General features: G+C 66.1%; 16 protein-coding genes and 1 pseudogene. 11 read left to right on the top strand and 6 right to left on the bottom strand.

What is annotated here, in order from left to right:
- Positions 1-59 precede the first annotated feature (59 nt).
- Positions 60-731, top strand: coding sequence for a LolA family protein (locus tag BG023_RS02970; protein ID WP_069309144.1), 672 nt, complete (start codon positions 60-62; stop codon positions 729-731).
- Positions 732-1,119: 388 nt separating this feature from the next.
- Here the strand turns inward: BG023_RS02970 and BG023_RS02965 are convergent, their stop codons facing one another.
- Positions 1,120-2,544, bottom strand: coding sequence for an alkaline phosphatase (locus BG023_RS02965; RefSeq protein ID WP_083234498.1), 1,425 nt, complete (start codon positions 2,542-2,544; stop codon positions 1,120-1,122).
- 135 nt (positions 2,545-2,679) lie between these two features.
- Here BG023_RS02965 and BG023_RS02960 point away from each other — a divergent pair, with 135 nt between their 5' ends.
- The 3 genes from BG023_RS02960 to BG023_RS02950 are packed head-to-tail and all read left to right on the top strand — an operon-like array spanning position 2,680 to position 5,035.
- Complete coding sequence (locus BG023_RS02960) at positions 2,680-3,468, top strand: exodeoxyribonuclease III (RefSeq protein ID WP_069309142.1); 789 nt, start codon at positions 2,680-2,682, stop codon at positions 3,466-3,468.
- 35 nt (positions 3,469-3,503) lie between these two features.
- Positions 3,504-4,532 carry a GTP cyclohydrolase II gene (ribA, locus tag BG023_RS02955; RefSeq protein ID WP_083234497.1) on the top strand — a complete coding sequence of 343 codons (1,029 nt, stop codon included), beginning with the start codon at positions 3,504-3,506 and terminating at the stop codon, positions 4,530-4,532.
- A complete protein-coding gene (locus BG023_RS02950; RefSeq protein ID WP_069309141.1) occupies positions 4,529-5,035 on the top strand; it encodes a GNAT family N-acetyltransferase in 507 nt (168 codons plus the stop codon). The genes ribA and BG023_RS02950 overlap by 4 nt, the downstream gene beginning before the upstream one ends.
- Positions 5,036-5,038: 3 nt before the next feature.
- On the opposite strand, the gene BG023_RS02945 is transcribed toward BG023_RS02950, so the two are convergent.
- Positions 5,039-5,989: a hypothetical protein gene (locus tag BG023_RS02945; RefSeq protein ID WP_069309140.1), complete on the bottom strand. Its 951-nt coding sequence runs from the start codon at positions 5,987-5,989 to the stop codon at positions 5,039-5,041.
- 104 nt (positions 5,990-6,093) lie between these two features.
- Between BG023_RS02945 and BG023_RS02940 the strand changes: the two genes are divergently transcribed.
- The 6 genes and pseudogenes from BG023_RS02940 (at position 6,094) to BG023_RS02915 (ending at position 11,186) form a co-directional block, all read left to right on the top strand.
- Positions 6,094-6,387, top strand: coding sequence for a hypothetical protein (locus BG023_RS02940; RefSeq protein ID WP_069309139.1), 294 nt, complete (start codon positions 6,094-6,096; stop codon positions 6,385-6,387).
- A gap of 11 nt (positions 6,388-6,398) precedes the next feature.
- On the top strand, positions 6,399-6,659 hold the full coding sequence (locus tag BG023_RS02935) for a hypothetical protein (protein ID WP_083234496.1): 261 nt from the start codon (positions 6,399-6,401) through the stop codon (positions 6,657-6,659).
- Positions 6,660-6,694: 35 nt separating this feature from the next.
- Positions 6,695-7,896: pseudogene (locus BG023_RS02930) on the top strand (acyl-CoA dehydrogenase family protein).
- Positions 7,889-9,121 (top strand): CoA transferase, encoded by a 1,233-nt coding sequence (locus BG023_RS02925; RefSeq protein WP_069309137.1) that lies wholly within the window; start codon positions 7,889-7,891, stop codon positions 9,119-9,121. The pseudogene BG023_RS02930 and the gene BG023_RS02925 overlap by 8 nt, the downstream one beginning before the upstream one ends.
- Positions 9,118-10,344, top strand: a complete 1,227-nt coding sequence (locus BG023_RS02920; RefSeq protein WP_069309136.1) for an acetyl-CoA C-acetyltransferase — start codon at positions 9,118-9,120, stop codon at positions 10,342-10,344. Before BG023_RS02925 ends, BG023_RS02920 begins: the two co-directional genes overlap by 4 nt.
- Positions 10,341-11,186, top strand: a complete 846-nt coding sequence (locus tag BG023_RS02915) for an FAS1-like dehydratase domain-containing protein (RefSeq protein ID WP_069309135.1) — start codon at positions 10,341-10,343, stop codon at positions 11,184-11,186. Before BG023_RS02920 ends, BG023_RS02915 begins: the two co-directional genes overlap by 4 nt.
- Here the strand turns inward: BG023_RS02915 and ppk2 are convergent.
- Positions 11,183-11,959 carry a polyphosphate kinase 2 gene (gene ppk2, locus BG023_RS02910; RefSeq protein WP_069309134.1) on the bottom strand — a complete coding sequence of 259 codons (777 nt, stop codon included), beginning with the start codon at positions 11,957-11,959 and terminating at the stop codon, positions 11,183-11,185. The genes BG023_RS02915 and ppk2 overlap by 4 nt on opposite strands.
- 101 nt (positions 11,960-12,060) lie before the next feature.
- Between ppk2 and phhA the strand changes: the two genes are divergently transcribed.
- Positions 12,061-12,951, top strand: coding sequence for a phenylalanine 4-monooxygenase (gene phhA / locus BG023_RS02905; protein WP_150122906.1), 891 nt, complete (start codon positions 12,061-12,063; stop codon positions 12,949-12,951).
- Here phhA and BG023_RS02900 read toward each other — a convergent pair.
- The 3 genes from BG023_RS02900 to BG023_RS02890 all read right to left on the bottom strand — a co-directional run bounded on the left by BG023_RS02900 (position 12,948) and on the right by BG023_RS02890 (position 16,484).
- A complete protein-coding gene (locus tag BG023_RS02900) occupies positions 12,948-13,223 on the bottom strand; it encodes a hypothetical protein (RefSeq protein ID WP_233993056.1) in 276 nt (91 codons plus the stop codon). The two genes, phhA and BG023_RS02900, sit on opposite strands and share 4 nt — an antisense overlap.
- A 68-nt stretch (positions 13,224-13,291) precedes the next feature.
- The gene (locus BG023_RS02895; RefSeq protein WP_069309132.1) at positions 13,292-14,095 is read right to left on the bottom strand and encodes an undecaprenyl-diphosphate phosphatase; all 804 of its coding nucleotides are present in this window, start codon (positions 14,093-14,095) and stop codon (positions 13,292-13,294) included.
- A gap of 217 nt (positions 14,096-14,312) precedes the next feature.
- On the bottom strand, positions 14,313-16,484 hold the full coding sequence (locus BG023_RS02890) for a M13 family metallopeptidase (RefSeq protein ID WP_069309131.1): 2,172 nt from the start codon (positions 16,482-16,484) through the stop codon (positions 14,313-14,315).
- Positions 16,485-16,541 lie beyond the last annotated feature (57 nt).

Here is a 16,541-nt window from a genome sequence, read left to right as displayed (position 1 = left end):
ACAACGGCAGGCGCAAAGATTCATCGACAGTTCAAGCCAGCGGCCTTAACCGGCACGGCATGATCACGATCCAGAACACCGCACGCGCACTGCTGCTCGGCCTCGGGGCCGGCGCCTTCGCGCTTGGCCTTGCGCCCGGCGCACCGGCCGAACTCGCCCCCCCGCTCGCTGCCCAGACCACCACCGGCGATCTTGATCGCGTGGTCGGCGCGCTGCGATCGATCGGCACGATGCGCGCCGATTTCACCCAGACCGACCGCATGGGCAACACCGTGCGCGGCGTCATGACGCTCAAGCGTCCGGGCAAGATCCGCTTCGATTACGGCAAGGACGCCGACTTCCTCGTCATCTCGAACGGCAAGTCGCTCTACGTCATCGATTACGAGGTCAACCAGGTCGAACGCTGGCCGATCGGCAATTCGCCGCTGGGCGCGCTGTTCGATCCCGACCGCGACGTGAAGCGCTATGGCAAGCTGATTCCGACCGGCAATCCGAACGTGTTCAGCGTCGAAGTGCGCGATCCCAAGAAGCCCGAATTCGGGATGATCAACCTGATCTTCGTCAAGAACGCTTCGGCGCCCGGCGGGCTGCAGCTGACCCACTGGGTCGCGCTCGACGCGCAGAACAACCGCACGCGGGTGGAATTGTCGAATCAGCGCTACGGCGTGAGCGTCCCCGACAGCACGTTCAATTTCCGCGACCCGCGACGCTCGGTTCGTCGTCCGGGATGAACCGGACAGCGGCGAACGGTTGTATGAAAGCGACAGAATTTCCGCTTCGTTCATGTGGCTGAAAGGCGCAATCGGATAATCATTCGCAACAAGACGGGCCGAAGGGAGGTTTCCCCCCTGTTGCCCACCCTTCGAAAAGGGCCTGTCTTGCACAAAGCGTGACGAACGCTCCATGGAACCCTCGACCCATCGCCCCCGGGTCGAGGGTTTTTTGATGTCCAGCCGGTTCATGCAGGCCTGCAAAGCGCTCCGCCCTGCGCTTCCGGTGCTCACGCACATTGAGTGCGCTGCGCGCCGGTTCTCGGTCGAAGCACTTTTCGGCGATGCCTGAACCAGCGGACGGGCGTTCTACAAAGCCGCCATCAGGCTCGGGAATGGCGAAACCAAATCACCTTTCCCAGCCGAAGGCCTTGCGGATGATCGAGTAGATCACGTTCTGCTCGATCACGCCGCGCGCGCGTGCTGCGCCCGGGCCGGTGGCGAACAGGGCGACATCCTCGCCGCCGTGGGTTTCTGCGCCGAGCGGCACCAGCGCCTGTTGGCGCGCGCCCAACCCGGTCTGCGGAACCGGTCGGGCGTGCTCGCCATCTCCGTCCTCGTCGACATAGATGCCGCCCGGACCGTTGGCGTAACCGAGCGTGGTGTATGGCTTGCCGTCAATCGCTGTGAGAGGAGACTGGCCGTCCCCGCCATCTTCGCCCGTTCCCGCAGGTGGCACCACCAGCCCGAGGATATCGTTGCCCCGCTTGGGATAGCCCGCGATCGTGAACACGTGGCTGTGATCGGCGGTCACCATGATCAGGGTGTCTTTGGGATTGGTATGATCGACCGCCCATTGCACCGCGCGGGCAAACTCCACCGCCTCTTCCAGCGCATAACCCGCCTGCCCGGCGTGATGTGCGTGATCGATACGTCCGCCTTCGACCATCAGGTAATAGCCGTCCGGATCGGCCTTGAGCCGGGCGATGGCCTGCGCGGTCATGGCGGTCAGGGTCGGTTCGGGCGAATCGGGCTTGCGATCGGCCATGAAGGTCATGTGGCTGGGGTTGAACAGGCCGAACACCGGCTTGTCCATCGGCGCGGCGGCGAGACCGGCTGCGTCCTTCACCACCACGCCGCCATTTGTCGCGGCCCATTGAGCGGGCAGATCCGCCGCCGCATCAGCGCGCCGCCCGCCCCCGTTCTTGCCGTAGAACATCGCCGTGCCGCCACCGAGCGCCACATCGAACTTCGCCTCGGAGAGTTGCAGCGCGATGTCTTTGCAGCCCTGACCCGCTTGCGCTGCGGGAATGTTGGTGTCGCTTTCCCAGTCGCGGTCAGCGCTGCGCGAATAGACGCTGGCCGGAGTCGCATGCGTGATCCGGGTGGTGGTGACAATGCCGAGCGCCAGTCCGCGCGCTTTGGCTTCCTCGCCGAGCAGCGGCAAGGGATGCGCGAGCGCGTCCCGGCATACGCCCTTTTCCGCGTCCGGCCCGATACCGAGCACCCCGATCCGGGTCTTCACGCCGGAGTGCATCGCCGTCGCCGTGCCCGCACTGTCGGGCACCTGCGCGTTGGTGTTGTAGGTCTTCATCAGCGCGACATTGGGGAATTTCTCGAAGGAGAGCTGGTTTTCCTCGCCCGTCTCCCCGCGCTTCTGCCCGTCATAGATGCGCGCGGCGGTGATGGTGGAAATGCCCATCCCGTCTCCGATGAACAGGATCACGTTCTTTGCCTTAGGCTCGGGCGGCGGCGCGTGGCGATGCTCCTTGGCGAGCACCGGCGTGGCGGTGGAGCTCGCAAGCAGAAGTGCGGCGAGGATGGTGCGGGTCATGGCAGGTCTCCGGGACATTTGCCCCGCCCTATCGCGCCGCCATGCGACGATAAAGTGAAAGAGTCTTGGTTGTCCTGCGGCCTCGCTATTTGAGGACGGTGGATTTTCCGCGCCCGCCCCCCTAAGTCCGCCCCCATGATCTCTGTCGCCACCTGGAACATCAATTCGGCTCGCCTGCGCGTCGGCCTCATTGAAAAGCTGCTCACCGAAGCCGCGCCCGACATCCTGTGCCTGCAGGAAATCAAGTGCGAGAGCCACCTGTTCCCGGCCGAGGCGCTGGCGAACCTTGGCTACGTGCATCAGGCGGTAAGCGGGCAAAAGGGCTATCACGGCGTCGCCACAGTCAGCCGCGTGCCGATCCGCGAGGTCACCCGCCACGATTGGCAGGCCAATGGCGAAGCGCGCCACATCGGAGTCGAGGTGCTCGGCAAGGATATCCTCGTCGAGAACGTCTATGTCCCGGCCGGCGGCGACATCCCTGACCGCGAGCAGAACCCCAAGTTCGGCCAGAAGCTCGATTTCCTCGGACGGATGACGCAGTGGGCCGACACGCTGGACAAGCCCACGCTGATCGTCGGCGATTTCAACATCGCCCCGCTCGAAAGCGACGTGTGGAGCCACAAGCAACTGCTCAAGGTCGTCAGCCATACGCCGATCGAGGTCGAGACGCTGGGCCGCTTTCAGGACGCGCATGGCTGGGTCGATCTCGGCCGCCAGCATATCCCCGCGCCGCAGCGCTATTACTCCTGGTGGAGCTATCGCAATCCCGGCTGGCAGGAGAACGACAAGGGCCGCCGTCTCGACCACATGTGGGCCTCGCCCGAGCTTGCCAAGCAGTCGCGCGCGCACCGCGTGCTCGAGAGCGCGCGCGGGTGGGAGCAGCCCTCCGATCACGTGCCGCTGATCACGGAGTTCGACCTCTGAGCGAGCCGTCGCCTTCGCGCCGCGCCGCGCAGGCGGTGGATGCGCTGCGCCACGGCTGGCCGTTGGCGTTCGCGGGTGGGCCGGTATTGCTCCCCGTCGAGACCGCCATCGCGCAAGACGCGCAAGCTGAGCGGATGCTGATCTCCGCCGCGCGCGCCGCGACGCTGAAACTCGCCAACCAGCGCGAGGCCGCCGTCCCCCACGCCCCTGTGCTGATCGCGGGCGGCGAGGATTTCACGATGCGCGAAGCGCTACCGATCGCCGATCCGGCGCTCGATCTCGGCAATCCCCTCAAAGGCCCGTTCAAGGCCGTGGGGCTCGACTGGGCCGAGACCGCCGCCGCTGCGCTGGAACTGGCGCGGATTGCCGGCATCCTGCCCGCCTTTCTGGTCGACCCGGTGAACGCGGGCGAGGCAGTACCGCTCGCTGCGTCGGACCTTGCGGCCTATGCGGATGCGGGTGCGCTCAGGATCGTCACCCGCGCGCGCCTGCCCGTTAGCGCGAGCGAGGACGCCGAGATCGTCGCCTTCCGCTCGGCGGCGGACCTGCGCGAACATGTCGCGCTGATCATCGGCAAGCAATCGGGCGACTGCCAGCCGCTGGTGCGGCTCCATTCGGAGTGCCTTACCGGCGACATCCTCGGTAGCCTCAAATGCGACTGCGGCCCGCAACTCGACGCCGCGCTCCACGCGATGGCGCACGAGGCGCGGGACAATGGCGGGTGGGGCGTGCTGCTCTACATGCGGCAGGAAGGGCGCGGGATCGGCCTCGTCAACAAGCTGCGCGCCTATCGCTTGCAGGATCAGGGCTTCGACACGGTCGAGGCGAACCAGCGCTTGGGCCTGCCCGATGAAGCGCGCGACTTTCCGGTGGCAGCACGGATGCTGGAACTGCTGGGAGCACGGACTATCCGACTGCTGACGAACAATCCGGCCAAGGTGAGCGCGCTATCGGCGGCAGGCATTACGGTGAGCGAACGCGTGCCGCACCAGCTCCCCGAAAACCCCCACAACGCGCGCTATCTCGCGACCAAGCGGGACCGGTCAGGGCATCTGCTATTATGACCGACATCGCCATTCGTCCCGAACAACCCGGTGATGAAGCCGCCATCCATGACCTGGTTAAGCGCGCCTTCGCGGGCAAGCCCTACGCCGATGGTGACGAGCAGGACGTGATCGACCGGCTGCGCGCCGACGGCGATCTGCTGCTTTCGCTTGTAGCAGAGCGCGGCGGGATCATCGTTGGTCAGATCACCTATTCGCCAGCGGTCCTGCTCAATGGCGATAGGGACTGGGTGGTGCTTGGCCCGGTCGCGGTAGATCCGGCTCATCAGGGTGGAGGCGTGGGCCGCGCGTTGATCGAAGCGGGCGAAGCGGCGATGCGTACACGCGGTGCAGGGGGTATCACGGTGCTCGGCAACCCGGCGATCTATTCGCGTTTCGGCTTTGTCGCTGCTGCGCCGATGTGGCTGGCGGGCGAGATCGGGAAGTTCTTGCAGGTCAAAAGTCTCGGCGCGCCGGTCCCCGCAACCGAGCAGCGCTATGTCCGCGCCTTCGATCCGGCCTGAGCCCTAACGCGGCTCGTACTGCCTGATCCCTTCGGCGAGACGATTGCCCTGCATCACCACGCGCTCGCCGGTCCAGTCGGCCAGAAACGCGCTCTGACGCGAGAGGCCGGGGACGAAGCGGGCTTCGTTGTTCTCGATCCTGAGGCCCGCCGAGGGGTGCAGGATCTCCTCGGCCCCCAGCGCGATGAAGGCGGAGTAGTTCTCTTTGTCGCGGCCCTGCACGAACCAGTTGTCGGCAATCCGGCCACGGCTGCCGGCGGGCAGGTCGATCATGTAATTGGTGGCGCGCCCGTTCGCGTCATCGAAGCTGTTGCCCTCGATCACGACCTCGGCGGCGCGGGCCTTGAGGTAGTGGCCCCCGGTGCCGCGTTCGAACCGGCTTTCGCGCACGGTGAGCGACCCGACATCGCCGATATAGAGCGAATGCGCGCACCCCGCCTCGTTCTCGCAGGTGCCAAGGCCACTGAAGGTCGAGCGCAGGATGTAGACGCGGATCGAAGGATCGGCGGCGGTGAGGATGCCCTGCTGGCTGTTTTCGAAGCGGGCATAGGCGACATTGAGCGCCCCTGCCTCGAGCCGGATGCCCGCGCCGTTGCCGTCCGCGACCGCGATGCCGGTGAAGGTCAGCCCGCGAATCTCGGCGCCCGTCCCGCGCAGCACCAGCGCCGCCTTGCCCTCGCAGGCGCGGCCCGCGAAGGTGACGCTGCCGGGTTCCGCGGCTTCGTAGACGATCACCCCCTGCTCCTGCACGGCGCATTGGCGATAGGTGCCCGGCGCGATGCGGATTGTGACGCGCGCGTTGCCGACAGCGTCGATCGCCTCTTGCAAGGTCGCAAAGCTGCGCCCGCTTTCGGCCACGGTAAACGCGCCAGGGGTCGGCTGCGCCCACAACAAAGCGGCGGGCGTGAGAGCCGCGGCAGCGGCGAGCGGCGCAAGGCGAAAAACAGCGATCATCGTGCGCCAGATTATCGGGCAATGGTTAAGGCACCATTTGCCGCTTGGCGGAGCCGCCTTCGCTTGGCTAAACCCCCGCGACTGATTGGCCAGAGGAGATCCCGATGCGTAAGTTTGCCCCCTTCATGACCCTTGGCGGCGCCGCGCTGCTGCTGGCGGCCTGCGGCAGCGCCGACGATGCCTCGACCGAAGCGAGCGCCGACACGGTCGAAATGCCTGCCGATGAAGCGCTGGCTCCGGTGGCCGAGACCCCGGCCGCCGATCCTTCGGCAAGCGCCACCGACGCGCCCGGCGCCGCCGAGGAAGCCGCCGCGCCTGCCGCGCCCGAAGCTGCCGCCGATGCTGCGGCGGACGTCGCTGCCGAAGCGGCCAAGGCCGCCGAAGCCAAGAGCGAATAGGCCGCGTGCGCATGCGGCGGTTGGCGACTGCCAGCCTCGCCCTCGCATGGGCGCTGACGGCTTGCGACAGCAGCGGGCCGGATGCGCCCGGCGGGGTGAGCGAGGGTGAAGCCCGCGCGCTCGATGCGGCAGCGGAAATGCTCGACCAGCGCCGACTGCCCGCCGAAGCCCTGCCGCCCGAGGCCGCGGTGCCCGCCGCTCCCGCTGCGCCTGCCGAAATGACAGGCGACACCGGCGCGGCAAACGGCAAGGACACACCGCCTGCCCCCTGATGCCACCCCGCGCATCCGATAAGGACGAGAATGACATGAATGCCCCCACCACCCTTGGCAGCACCCGCAATCCCGGGATGGACGAGGATGTGTTCGAGCAGTTTGCCGAGCAACTCACCCGCTATGTCCGCGAGCGCCTGATCCCGGCCGAGCCGCAGGTGATCGCCGACGACCGCATCCCCGAGGATATCGTCAACGAGATGCGGGAAATGGGGCTGTTCGGCCTGTCGGTGCCGGAGGAATATGGCGGCGCGGGGCTCAACATGACCCAGTATGCGCGGGTGGTGAACATCATGGCCTATGCCGCGCCCGCCTATCGTTCGATCTTCTCGATCAATGTCGGGATGTTCGCGAGCGCGCTCAAGAACGGGGCGACCGAGGCACAGCGGGCCGAATGGTATCCCAAGCTGGTCGAAGGCCGGATCGCCTGCTTCGGCCTGACCGAGCCGGGTTCGGGCAGCGATAGCGCCGCGATGGCGACCACTGCCGTCCCCGACCCCGATGGCAATGGCTGGATCCTCAACGGCACCAAGCGCTACATCACCAACGCCCCCCATGCCGAAGTCGCGCTGATCATGGCGCGCACCAGCAAGGAAGCGCTCCCCAAGAACGCCCACGTCTCCGCTTTCCTCGTGCCGATGAACACGCCGGGGGTTTCGACCGGCAGCCCGGACAAGAAGATGGGGCAATCAGGCAGCCACATCTCCGACATCATGCTTGATGATGTGCGCGTGCCGGGTGATGCGCTGCTCGGGGGGAGACAGGCAAGGGCTTTGTCTTCGCGATGAAGAGCCTCGACAACGGGCGCATCTCCGTGGGCGCGGCGGCGACCGGCTATGCCCGCCGTGCGCTCGATTCGGCGCTGCGTTACGCCAACGAGCGCAAGGCGTTCGGCGAACCGATCGCCAATTTCCAGCTGATCCAGCAGATGCTCGCCGACAGCGAGATCGAGATCTACGCCGCCGAGGCGATGATGAAGGACGTCACCGCCCGCGCCGACGCGGGAGAGAACATCCTCGTCAAGGCTGCGGCCTTCAAAGTCTTCGCCTCGGAGATGTGCGGCCGCGTGGTCGACCGCGTGGTGCAGATCTACGGCGGCGCGGGCTACCTTGCCGAATACGATGCCGAACGCTTTTTCCGCGATGCGCGCATCTACCGCATCTACGAAGGCACGACGCAAATCCTTCAGCTCCAGATCGCCAAGCACATGCTGCGCGAATGGAGCGGGAATGTATAATCTTCTCAACGATCTGAGCATCGTCGAAGTTTCGAGCTTCGTCGCCTCGCCGACCGCAGGACTTTACTGTGCGCAGATGGGGGCGGAGGTGATCCGCGTCGACCACAAGGCGGGCGGGCTCGATTACAACCGCTACATGCTGACCCGCGAGGGGCGCTCGCTCTCGTGGGAGAACCTCAACCGCGCCAAGAAATCGGTCGCGCTCGATCTGCAATCGGGTGAAGGGCGCGAGTTGCTGGTCGAACTGGCGAGCGCGGTCGGCCAGTGCATCACCAATCTGCCCGAACAGAGCTTCCTCAGCCACGCAGCCATGCAAGCCAAGCGCGCGGACATGATCTCCCTGCGCGTCATGGGCTGGCACGACGGGCGGCAGGCGATGGACTTCACCGTCAACGCCGCCGCCGGATACCCGCTGATGACGGGCCCTGAAGATTGGGACCCGGCAACCGCCCCGCCCGTCAACCAGGTGCTCCCTGCTTGGGATTTCATCACCGGAGCCTATGGCGCCTTCGCGATGATGGCTGCACTCCACCACCGGAGCCGCACGGGCGAGGGCAGTGAAGTGCGCCTGCCGCTGGGCGATGTCGCGATCGGGACGATGGCGAACGCCGGGCTGATGGCCGAAGTGCTCTATCGCGGCGGCGACCGCGAGCGGCTCGGCAATGCTATCTGGGGTGCGTTCGGGCGCGATTTCCGCAGCCGTGACGGCGTGCGCTTCATGGTCGCCGCGCTCACGCCCAAGCAGTGGAGCGGGCTGGTCAAAGCCTTCGGATTGCAGGAGGGCATCGCTGCCCTCGAAGCCGAAACCGGCGTGCGCTTCGCCGATGGCGACACCCCGCGCTTCCAGCACCGTGCGGCGCTGTTCGCGCTGTTCCAGCAGGCGGCAGACAGCATGGATTACGCCACGCTCGAAGCTCGCATGGCGGCGGAGACCTGCACCTTCGAGCGCTATCGCACCGCCTACGAAGCCGCGAATGACGCGCAACTGGTCGCGAACAATCCGCTGTTCGGCCCCGCGCCTGCCAACCCATCGGGCTTTGACTATCCCGCCACTCGCAGCTTCGCGAACATCCCAGGCCGCGCGCCGGACGACCCCGCCCCCGCGCCTTACCTCGGCGAACATTCCGAGGAAGTGCTCAGCGAAAAACTCGGCCTCTCCTCCGGCGCGATCGGCAAGCTGGTCGACGCGGGGACGGTGGCCCTTTCGGACAAGGACAAGACATGACCAGACGCGCCGCTATCTGCACGCCTTTACGCACCCCGGTGGGCAAGTTCCTCGGCGGGCTTGCAGGGCTGAACGCCGGACAGCTGGGCGCGGTGATCCTCAAGGCGCTGATGGAGCGCAGCGGGATCGATCCTGCGCGCGTCGATGACGTGGTATTCTCGCAAGGCTACGGCAATGGCGAGGCGCCCGCGATCGGCCACTGGAGCTGGCTCGCAGCGGGTCTTCCCATCGAAGTCCCCGGTTTCCAGCTCGATCGGCGCTGCGGCTCTGGCGTGCAGGCGGTGGCAACGGCGGCGATGATGGTCGAAACCGGCATGGCCGACGTGGTCGTGGCGGGCGGCGTGGAGAGCATGTCGAACGTCGAGCACTACACCCTCGCCGCGCGCGGGGGCGTGCGGATGGGCGACATGGTGCTGCATGACCGCCTCAGCCGCGGCCGCGTGATGAGCCAGCCGGTCGAACGCTTCGGGGTCATCACCGGGATGATCGAAACCGCCGAGAACCTTGCCAAGGATTACGGCATCACCCGCGAGGAGGCCGATGCTTTCGCGGTCCGTAGCCACCAGAACGCGGCGCGCGCCTGGGCGGAAAACCGCTTTGCCGAGCAGCTCGTCCCCGTCGCAATCCCGCAGCGGAAGGGCGATCCGGTGATCTTCGATCACGACGAAGGCTATCGCACCGATGCCTCGATGGAGACCTTGGGCAAGCTCGCGCCTATCGATGTGAAGCGCGATCCGGCGGCCATCGTCACCGCAGGCAATGCTAGCCAGCAGAACGATGCGGCAGCCGCGTGCCTTGTGGTCGCGGAGGACAAATTGGAGGAGCTCGGCCTCACCCCGATGCTGTGGTTCGCCGGCTGGGCGGCGGCGGGCTGCGATCCCTCGCGCATGGGCATTGGCCCGGTGCCCGCCGTGGAGCGGCTGTTCGAGCGGCGCGGGTATAGCTGGGACGATATCGGGCTGGTCGAACTCAACGAGGCTTTCGCGCCGCAGGTGCTCGCCGTGCTCAAGGGCTGGGGCTGGTCGGCGGACGACAGCCGCCGCGAGATCCTTAACGTCAACGGATCGGGCATCAGCCTTGGCCATCCCATCGGCGCGACCGGCGGGCGCATCCTTGCCGACATGGCGCACGAGATGCACCGGCGCGGGGTGCGCTACGGGCTGGAGACCATGTGCATCGGCGGCGGTCAGGGCATTGCCGCAGTGTTCGAGCGCGCCGAATGAGCTTCGAGGCGTGGATCGGGCGCGAGACCCGCGCCACGGACCAGCTCGATGACGGGCTGGCGGCGCGCTGGCTCGCGACCTTCGATCTGGCGCGCCCGCATCCGCCGATCATGCCGCAGGGCATCCACTTCGCGCTCTGCACCCCGCAAGCGCCCACCGCCAGCCTTGGCGAGGACGGGCACCCTGCGCGCGACGACAGTCCGGGCAGCTTCCTGCCGCCCTTCCCGATGCCGCGCCGGATGTGGGCCTCGTCCAAGATCGCCTTCCATATGCCGATCGCCATCGGCGCGGTGATCGAGCGCACCAGCCGCATCGCCTCGGTGAGCGAGAAGGAAGGCGGATCGGGTCGCCTCGCGTTTGTCGATGTTGAGCATCACACCCGCGCCAATGGCACGCTGGCGGTCGTCGAAACCCAGACGCTGGTCTATCGCGAGGCCGCCGCACCCGATGCACCGCTTTCGCCGCCGCTCGGCGAAGCACGCTTCTCGCCCGACGGCTGGGACGCCCACCGCGTGCTGTCCCCCGACCCGCGCCTGTTGTTCCGCTACTCTGCGCTGACCTTCAACACCCATCGCATCCATTACGACGCGCCCTATGCGAGCGATATCGAACGCTATCGCGGCCTGGTGGTCCACGGCCCGCTGACCGCGAGCCTGCTGCTGCAACTGGCAGCCGACACGCTGGGCGAGAACCGCCTGCGCCGCTTCAGCTTTCGTGGCCTGTCCCCCGCCATTGCAGGCGAGCCGCTGCATCTGGTGATGAAGAAGGGCGAGGCGGGATATGATCTGGCCGCTTTTGCCGATGACGGGCGGCAGGTCACCCAAGCGAGTGCCGCGATCTAGTCGACCGGGTAATCCGCAATCGGTTTCAAGACCCCGTAAGTCTCCTTCACCGGCTCGCGGCCCAGATCAGGGAAGTCGATCGCCTCGGGCTCCTCGTGCGTATCGGGCACCCGCGACAGCAGGTCGCGGATCAACGTCAGCCTTCCGCGCCGCTGGTCGTTGAAATCGACGATGGTCCACGGCGCGTGGGCCGTGTGGGTTGCCTTCAGCATCGCTTCGCGCGCCTTGGTGTAATCATCATACTTGGCGCGCGCAGCAAGATCGATGGGGGAGAGCTTCCAGCGCTTGAGCGGATCGTCCAGCCTTTCCCGCAGGCGCTCCTCCTGTTCGTCCTGATCGGCGGCGAGCCAGTATTTGAACAGCAGGATGCCGTCGTCGGTCAGCAGCTTCTCGAACGCAGGGGCCTGCTCGAGGAAGGCGGTGACTTGCTCGGGGCTGCAATAGCCCATGACCTTCTCCACCCCGGCGCGGTTGTACCAGCTGCGGTCGAACAGCACGATTTCCCCCGCCGTCGGCAGGTGGGCGATGTAGCGCTGGAAATACCATTGCCCCATCTCCGCCTCGGTCGGCTTGGAGAGGGCAACAGTGCGGCACTGGCGGGGATTGAGGCTTTCGCGCACCGCGCCGATCGCGCCGCCCTTGCCTGCGGTATCGCGGCCCTCGAACAGCACCACGATGCGCGCACCGGTCGCCTTGGCCCAGCGCGCCATGCTGACCAGTTCGAGCGTCAGCGGTTTGAGCGCCTCCTCATAGGCCTCGCGCTTCATCCCCATGCCTGTCTCCCTATTTGTCCTCGGCCCGCGATGGTAGTATCATCTGCAACGATATGGCGACACTTGCAGACCTTGCTCCCGATTACACCACCCTGCCAGACATGGCGGACGATGTCTTTACTGCGCCGCTGGTGCGCCCCGCGCATGTCGGCGCGGACTGGCTGGAGCCGACGCAGACAGCCTACACCGCCGATGACCACGCGGTGTGGGACGATCTCTTCGCCCGCCAGATGGAGGTGCTGCCGGGCCGTGCTTGCTCTGCCTTCATGGCGGGGCTCGACAAGCTCGATCTCGGCCGCGGCGGCGTGCCCGAATTCGGTAAACTGTCGGAGGAACTGGGCCAGCTTACCGGGTGGAGCGTCGTGCCGGTGCCGATGCTGATCCCCGATCACGTGTTCTTCTGGCACCTGGCCAACCGCCGCTTCCCGGCAGGCAACTTCATCCGCACCCGCGAAACCTTCGACTACATCGAGGAGCCCGACGTCTTCCACGACGTGTTCGGCCACGTGCCGATGCTGACCGATCCGGTCTATGCCGATTACATGCAGGAATATGGCCGCGCCGGGTGGAAGGCGATGCGCTACAACCGGCTGAAGGCCTTGGGCGCGCTCTACTGGTACACGGTCGAATTCGGGCTGATCGAGGAGGCGGGCAGCGTGCGCGCCTATGGTGCGGGCATCCTGTCAGGCCCGACCGAAGCGAAGTTCGCGGTGGAGGCCGAAAGCCCCAACCGCATCATGCTCAATGTCGATAGGGTAATGCGGACCGATTACGTCATCAGCGACCTGCAACCGACCTATTTCGTGATCGAGAGCTTCGCCGATCTCTACCGCCAGACGGTCGAGCGCGATTTCGACCGCCTCTACCGCAGCCTGCCGGCGGGGTTCACCTATGCCAATTCGGCGGTGATTGATGTCGACAATGTGCTGCACCGGGGCACGCAGGAGTACCACCTGCGCGGCGGGCGCGGCAGCGGGGCGGTGCCGGTCTAAACCTTCACCTTGCGGCGGCGCAGCGCGTGGTAGAGCACAAGCGCCGCGGCTGCGCCTGCCAGTGCAACCCCGAGCCCGAGCAGCGACAGACCGCCCAGCATCGTGCCGCCGTTGGCGAACCCGCCGCCGATCAGCGCCACCACCAATCCGATCGCGATCTGGCGCAGAATGTCGCCCGGCGCTTCGGTGCGCGCAAGGATCGAGGCCAGCCAGCCCAGCGTTGCGCCCAACATGATCAGCACCAGCAACGCCATTATCGAAAACTGCTCCATACCCGCCGGCACGTGCCGGCTCGTGTGTCAAACCAGCAGAAGCGCTGCTGGTTCCATCAGTTGCGAACTTACCGCAGACCGAGCCACGCGAGGCCGGCGATGCCGAGCGCGATCCGGTACCACGCGAAGGGGGCGAAACCGATGCGGGTGACCACCGCGACAAACAGCTTCACCACCACCAGCGCTACGATGAAGCCTGCCAGCGAGCCGACCCCGATCAGCTCGATATCGTGGGCTGTCAGCCCCGATCCGTGCTTCGCCAACTGATAGACGGTCGCGCCCGACAGCGTCGGCACCGCGAGAAAGAAGCTGAACTCGGCTGCGGTCTTGCGGTCGACCCCGAAGGCCATCGCCCCGAGGATCGTCGCCCCCGAGCGGCTCACACCCGGAATCATTGCAAGGCATTGCACCAGACCGACCAGCACCGACGTCCGCAGCGGCACGCCCGCCACCCCCGGTCCGGTCGCGGGCGGATGCGCCCAGCGTTCAATCGCGAGGATCGCAAAGCCGCCGATGATCAGTGTCCAGCACACCAGCACGGCATTGCCCAGCATGGTCTCGATCACGTCGCCGAAGGCAAGGCCAAGCAGCACCGCCGGGAAGAAGGCGACCAGCAGATTGCGGACGAAAAACAGCGCGCCTTGCTCGAACTTGAAAAGGCCCTTCGCCACATCCCAGAAGGTGCGCCAGTAGAGCACCACGATGGCGAGGATCGCCGCCGGCTGGATCGCGATGTTGAACACCTCCCACTCGCGCTGGTCGAAACCGAACAGCTCGGTGGCGAGGATCAGGTGCCCGGTCGAAGAGACCGGCAGGAATTCGGTCAACCCTTCGAGAATGCCAAGCAGAATGGCGGCGATAGTGTTGGTCATGGGCGCAGGGCTTCGACGAGCACGCGCGGGGTGTCAAATGCAAAGCGAGGTCGCCTGCCATCCAAACCCCGTCGCCCCGTGCTTGGCACGGGGCTTGGCTTCTTCGGGTGAGGCACAGCAGAATGAAGCCGAACCCCGTGTCAAGCACGGGGTGACGATGAAGGGGTTGTTGCCACAAGAAGGCCCGCGCGGATCACCGCGCGAGCCCTTTCTCAAATCACCAGATTCGCACGCGCTGTTCGGGCGGCAGATACATCGCATCGCCGGGCTTCACGCCGAAGGCTTCGTACCATTCGTCGAGGTTCCGCACGACGCCGTTGACCCGGTATTCCTCGGGGCTGTGGCTGTCGGTGCGCAGGCGGTTGCGATAGTTTTCTTCGCGCTGGGTCGAACGCCACACCTGCGCCCAGGCGAGGAAGAAGCGCTGGTCGCCGTTCAGCCCGTCGATCACCGGCACGTCCTTGCCCTTGGTCGCGATCTTGTAGGCGCGGTAGGCCATCGACAGCCCGCCGACATCGCCGATGTTCTCGCCAAGGGTCAGGCGGCCGTTGACGCAGGTCTTACCCTCATCGAGCGGGCAGAAGCTGTTGTACTGCGCCACAAGCCGGTTGCCGAGATCGTCGAACGCCTTGCGGTCGGCATCGGTCCACCAGTTGCGCAGCGCGCCCGAAGCGTCGGACTTCGAGCCCTGGTCGTCGAAGCCGTGGCCGATTTCGTGGCCGATCACCCCGCCGATCGCGCCGTAGTTCACCGCGATGTCGTTCGAGAGCGCGAAGAACGGGCGCTGGAGGATGCCCGCCGGGAAGACGATCTCGTTCTTCACCGAGTTGTAATAGGCGTTCACCGTCTGCGGCAGCATGCCCCATTCGGTGCGGTCGATCGGCTGGCCGAGCTTGGCGATGTTATCCGCCTGCCCCCAGCGCGCCGCCGCCATACGGTTGGCGATCGGGTTGCCGGCAGTGATCGCCAGCCCTTCGTAGGTTTCAAGGTTCGGGCGGTAGCCGATCTTGGGATCGAAGCTCGCCAGCTTGGCGCGGGCCTGCGCCTTGGTTTCCTCGCCCATCCAGGTGATCTCGTCGATCGACTGGCCGAGCGATACGCGCAGGGTGGCAACCAGTTCGTCCATCGCCGCCTTGTTTTCGGGCGGGAAGTAGCGCGCGACATATTCCTTGCCGATCAGCTCGCCCAGCAGACCTTCGGCCTCGCCGATGGCGCGCTTCCAGCGCGGGCGCTGTTCGGGCGTGCCGCGCAGGGTCTTGCCGTAAAATTCGAAGCTGGCGGCATCGAAGCGCGCCGGGAGCACCGCGGCATTGCCCGACAGGAATTCCTTGATCATCCACGCCTTGAGCACTTCGACGGGGGTTTCGCCGATCAGCGCGAACATGCCGGGAAGGCCGGTGCCGATCTTGGCGAGGGTTGCCGAATCGAGCTTGAGCGCGTCGATTTCCTCCTTGGTCGGGGGCATCTGACCGACGACGAAACCGGGGCTGTTCTCGATCCCGATCGCGGCGATCATCGCCTTTACCGGCACCTTGCCGCCAATCGCGGCGAGCTCATCGGCGGTGAGGAGGTTGTAGGTCAGATCGCGGTTGCGGCGCACGGCGCGGTCCCATTGCACGGTGCGGGCATTGGCGTCTTCGAAGGCGTAGACCTTCTCGGCCATTGCGGCGGCATCGGCATAACCCGCTTCGCCCAGCAGGAATGCGAGATAGGCCTTGTACTTGGCCTGGATCGCGCGGCCCTTTTCGGTCGTATCGAGATAGTAATCGCGGTCCGGCATCCCCAGCCCGCCGAAGCCGACGGTGGCGATGTGGCGGTCGGGCTGCTTGGCATCGATGCTGACCCCGCCGCCGATCGGGCTGGCATAGCCGGGCGCGGCCCACAGCATCGCCAGCTGGTTCAGCGTGGTGGCGCGCTTGATGGTGTCGAGGAACGGCTGCGCCGGGGCAAGGCCCGCCGCTTCGATCGCGGCGGTATCGAGGAAGGTGCGATAGGTATCGAGAATGCGGCGTTCATCGCCCGACAGGCTCGCCGGGTCCTTGGCCACCAGCTCGTCCATCAGTGCCTTGACGTCAGCGGTGCTCTTTTCGCCGAGCAGCACGAAGGCACCGATGCGGCTGAATTCGGGCGGCAGCGGGTTGGCATCGATCCAGCGCTTGTTCGCATAGGCGTTGAAGTCATCGCCCGGCTTGATGTCGGTGGCGAGATAGGCCGGATCGAAGCCCCAGGTGCCGAAGCTGATGGTCGGCAATGCGGAAGCGGGAGCTGCGGCCTCGCCATCGGCAAGTAGCGTGTCGACGTGGTCATCATGAGCGACATCATCGGCGAATGCCGGAGTGGCGAGCGCGAGCAGGCTCGCCCCGAGCAGAGCGGCGGTCTTTTGGATCATGTGCGGTTCGTGTCCCTGAACGTGCGCGACAGGATGTCGGCTGTGCGACACACTAAC

Origin of the sequence: Porphyrobacter sp. LM 6, assembly GCF_001720465.1 — a bacterium.
Lineage (GTDB): Bacteria > Pseudomonadota > Alphaproteobacteria > Sphingomonadales > Sphingomonadaceae > Erythrobacter.
Note: the sequence above shows the minus strand (reverse complement) of the source record. Positions and strands in the feature narration are given on the sequence as shown.

Bases quoted from the DNA above. Each gene is read 5' to 3' on its own strand.
- BG023_RS02970 (WP_069309144.1), top strand. From the start codon at position 60: ATGATCACGATCCAGAACACCGCACGCGCACTGCTGCTCGGCCTCGGG.
- BG023_RS02965 (WP_083234498.1), bottom strand. From the start codon at position 2,544: ATGACCCGCACCATCCTCGCCGCACTTCTGCTTGCGAGCTCCACCGCC.
- BG023_RS02960 (WP_069309142.1), top strand. From the start codon at position 2,680: ATGATCTCTGTCGCCACCTGGAACATCAATTCGGCTCGCCTGCGCGTC.
- BG023_RS02950 (WP_069309141.1), top strand. From the start codon at position 4,529: ATGACCGACATCGCCATTCGTCCCGAACAACCCGGTGATGAAGCCGCC.
- BG023_RS02945 (WP_069309140.1), bottom strand. From the start codon at position 5,989: ATGATCGCTGTTTTTCGCCTTGCGCCGCTCGCCGCTGCCGCGGCTCTC.
- BG023_RS02940 (WP_069309139.1), top strand. From the start codon at position 6,094: ATGCGTAAGTTTGCCCCCTTCATGACCCTTGGCGGCGCCGCGCTGCTG.
- BG023_RS02935 (WP_083234496.1), top strand. From the start codon at position 6,399: ATGCGGCGGTTGGCGACTGCCAGCCTCGCCCTCGCATGGGCGCTGACG.
- BG023_RS02925 (WP_069309137.1), top strand. From the start codon at position 7,889: ATGTATAATCTTCTCAACGATCTGAGCATCGTCGAAGTTTCGAGCTTC.
- BG023_RS02920 (WP_069309136.1), top strand. From the start codon at position 9,118: ATGACCAGACGCGCCGCTATCTGCACGCCTTTACGCACCCCGGTGGGC.
- BG023_RS02915 (WP_069309135.1), top strand. From the start codon at position 10,341: ATGAGCTTCGAGGCGTGGATCGGGCGCGAGACCCGCGCCACGGACCAG.
- ppk2 (WP_069309134.1), bottom strand. From the start codon at position 11,959: ATGGGGATGAAGCGCGAGGCCTATGAGGAGGCGCTCAAACCGCTGACG.
- phhA (WP_150122906.1), top strand. From the start codon at position 12,061: ATGGCGGACGATGTCTTTACTGCGCCGCTGGTGCGCCCCGCGCATGTC.
- BG023_RS02900 (WP_233993056.1), bottom strand. From the start codon at position 13,223: ATGGAGCAGTTTTCGATAATGGCGTTGCTGGTGCTGATCATGTTGGGC.
- BG023_RS02895 (WP_069309132.1), bottom strand. From the start codon at position 14,095: ATGACCAACACTATCGCCGCCATTCTGCTTGGCATTCTCGAAGGGTTG.
- BG023_RS02890 (WP_069309131.1), bottom strand. From the start codon at position 16,484: ATGATCCAAAAGACCGCCGCTCTGCTCGGGGCGAGCCTGCTCGCGCTC.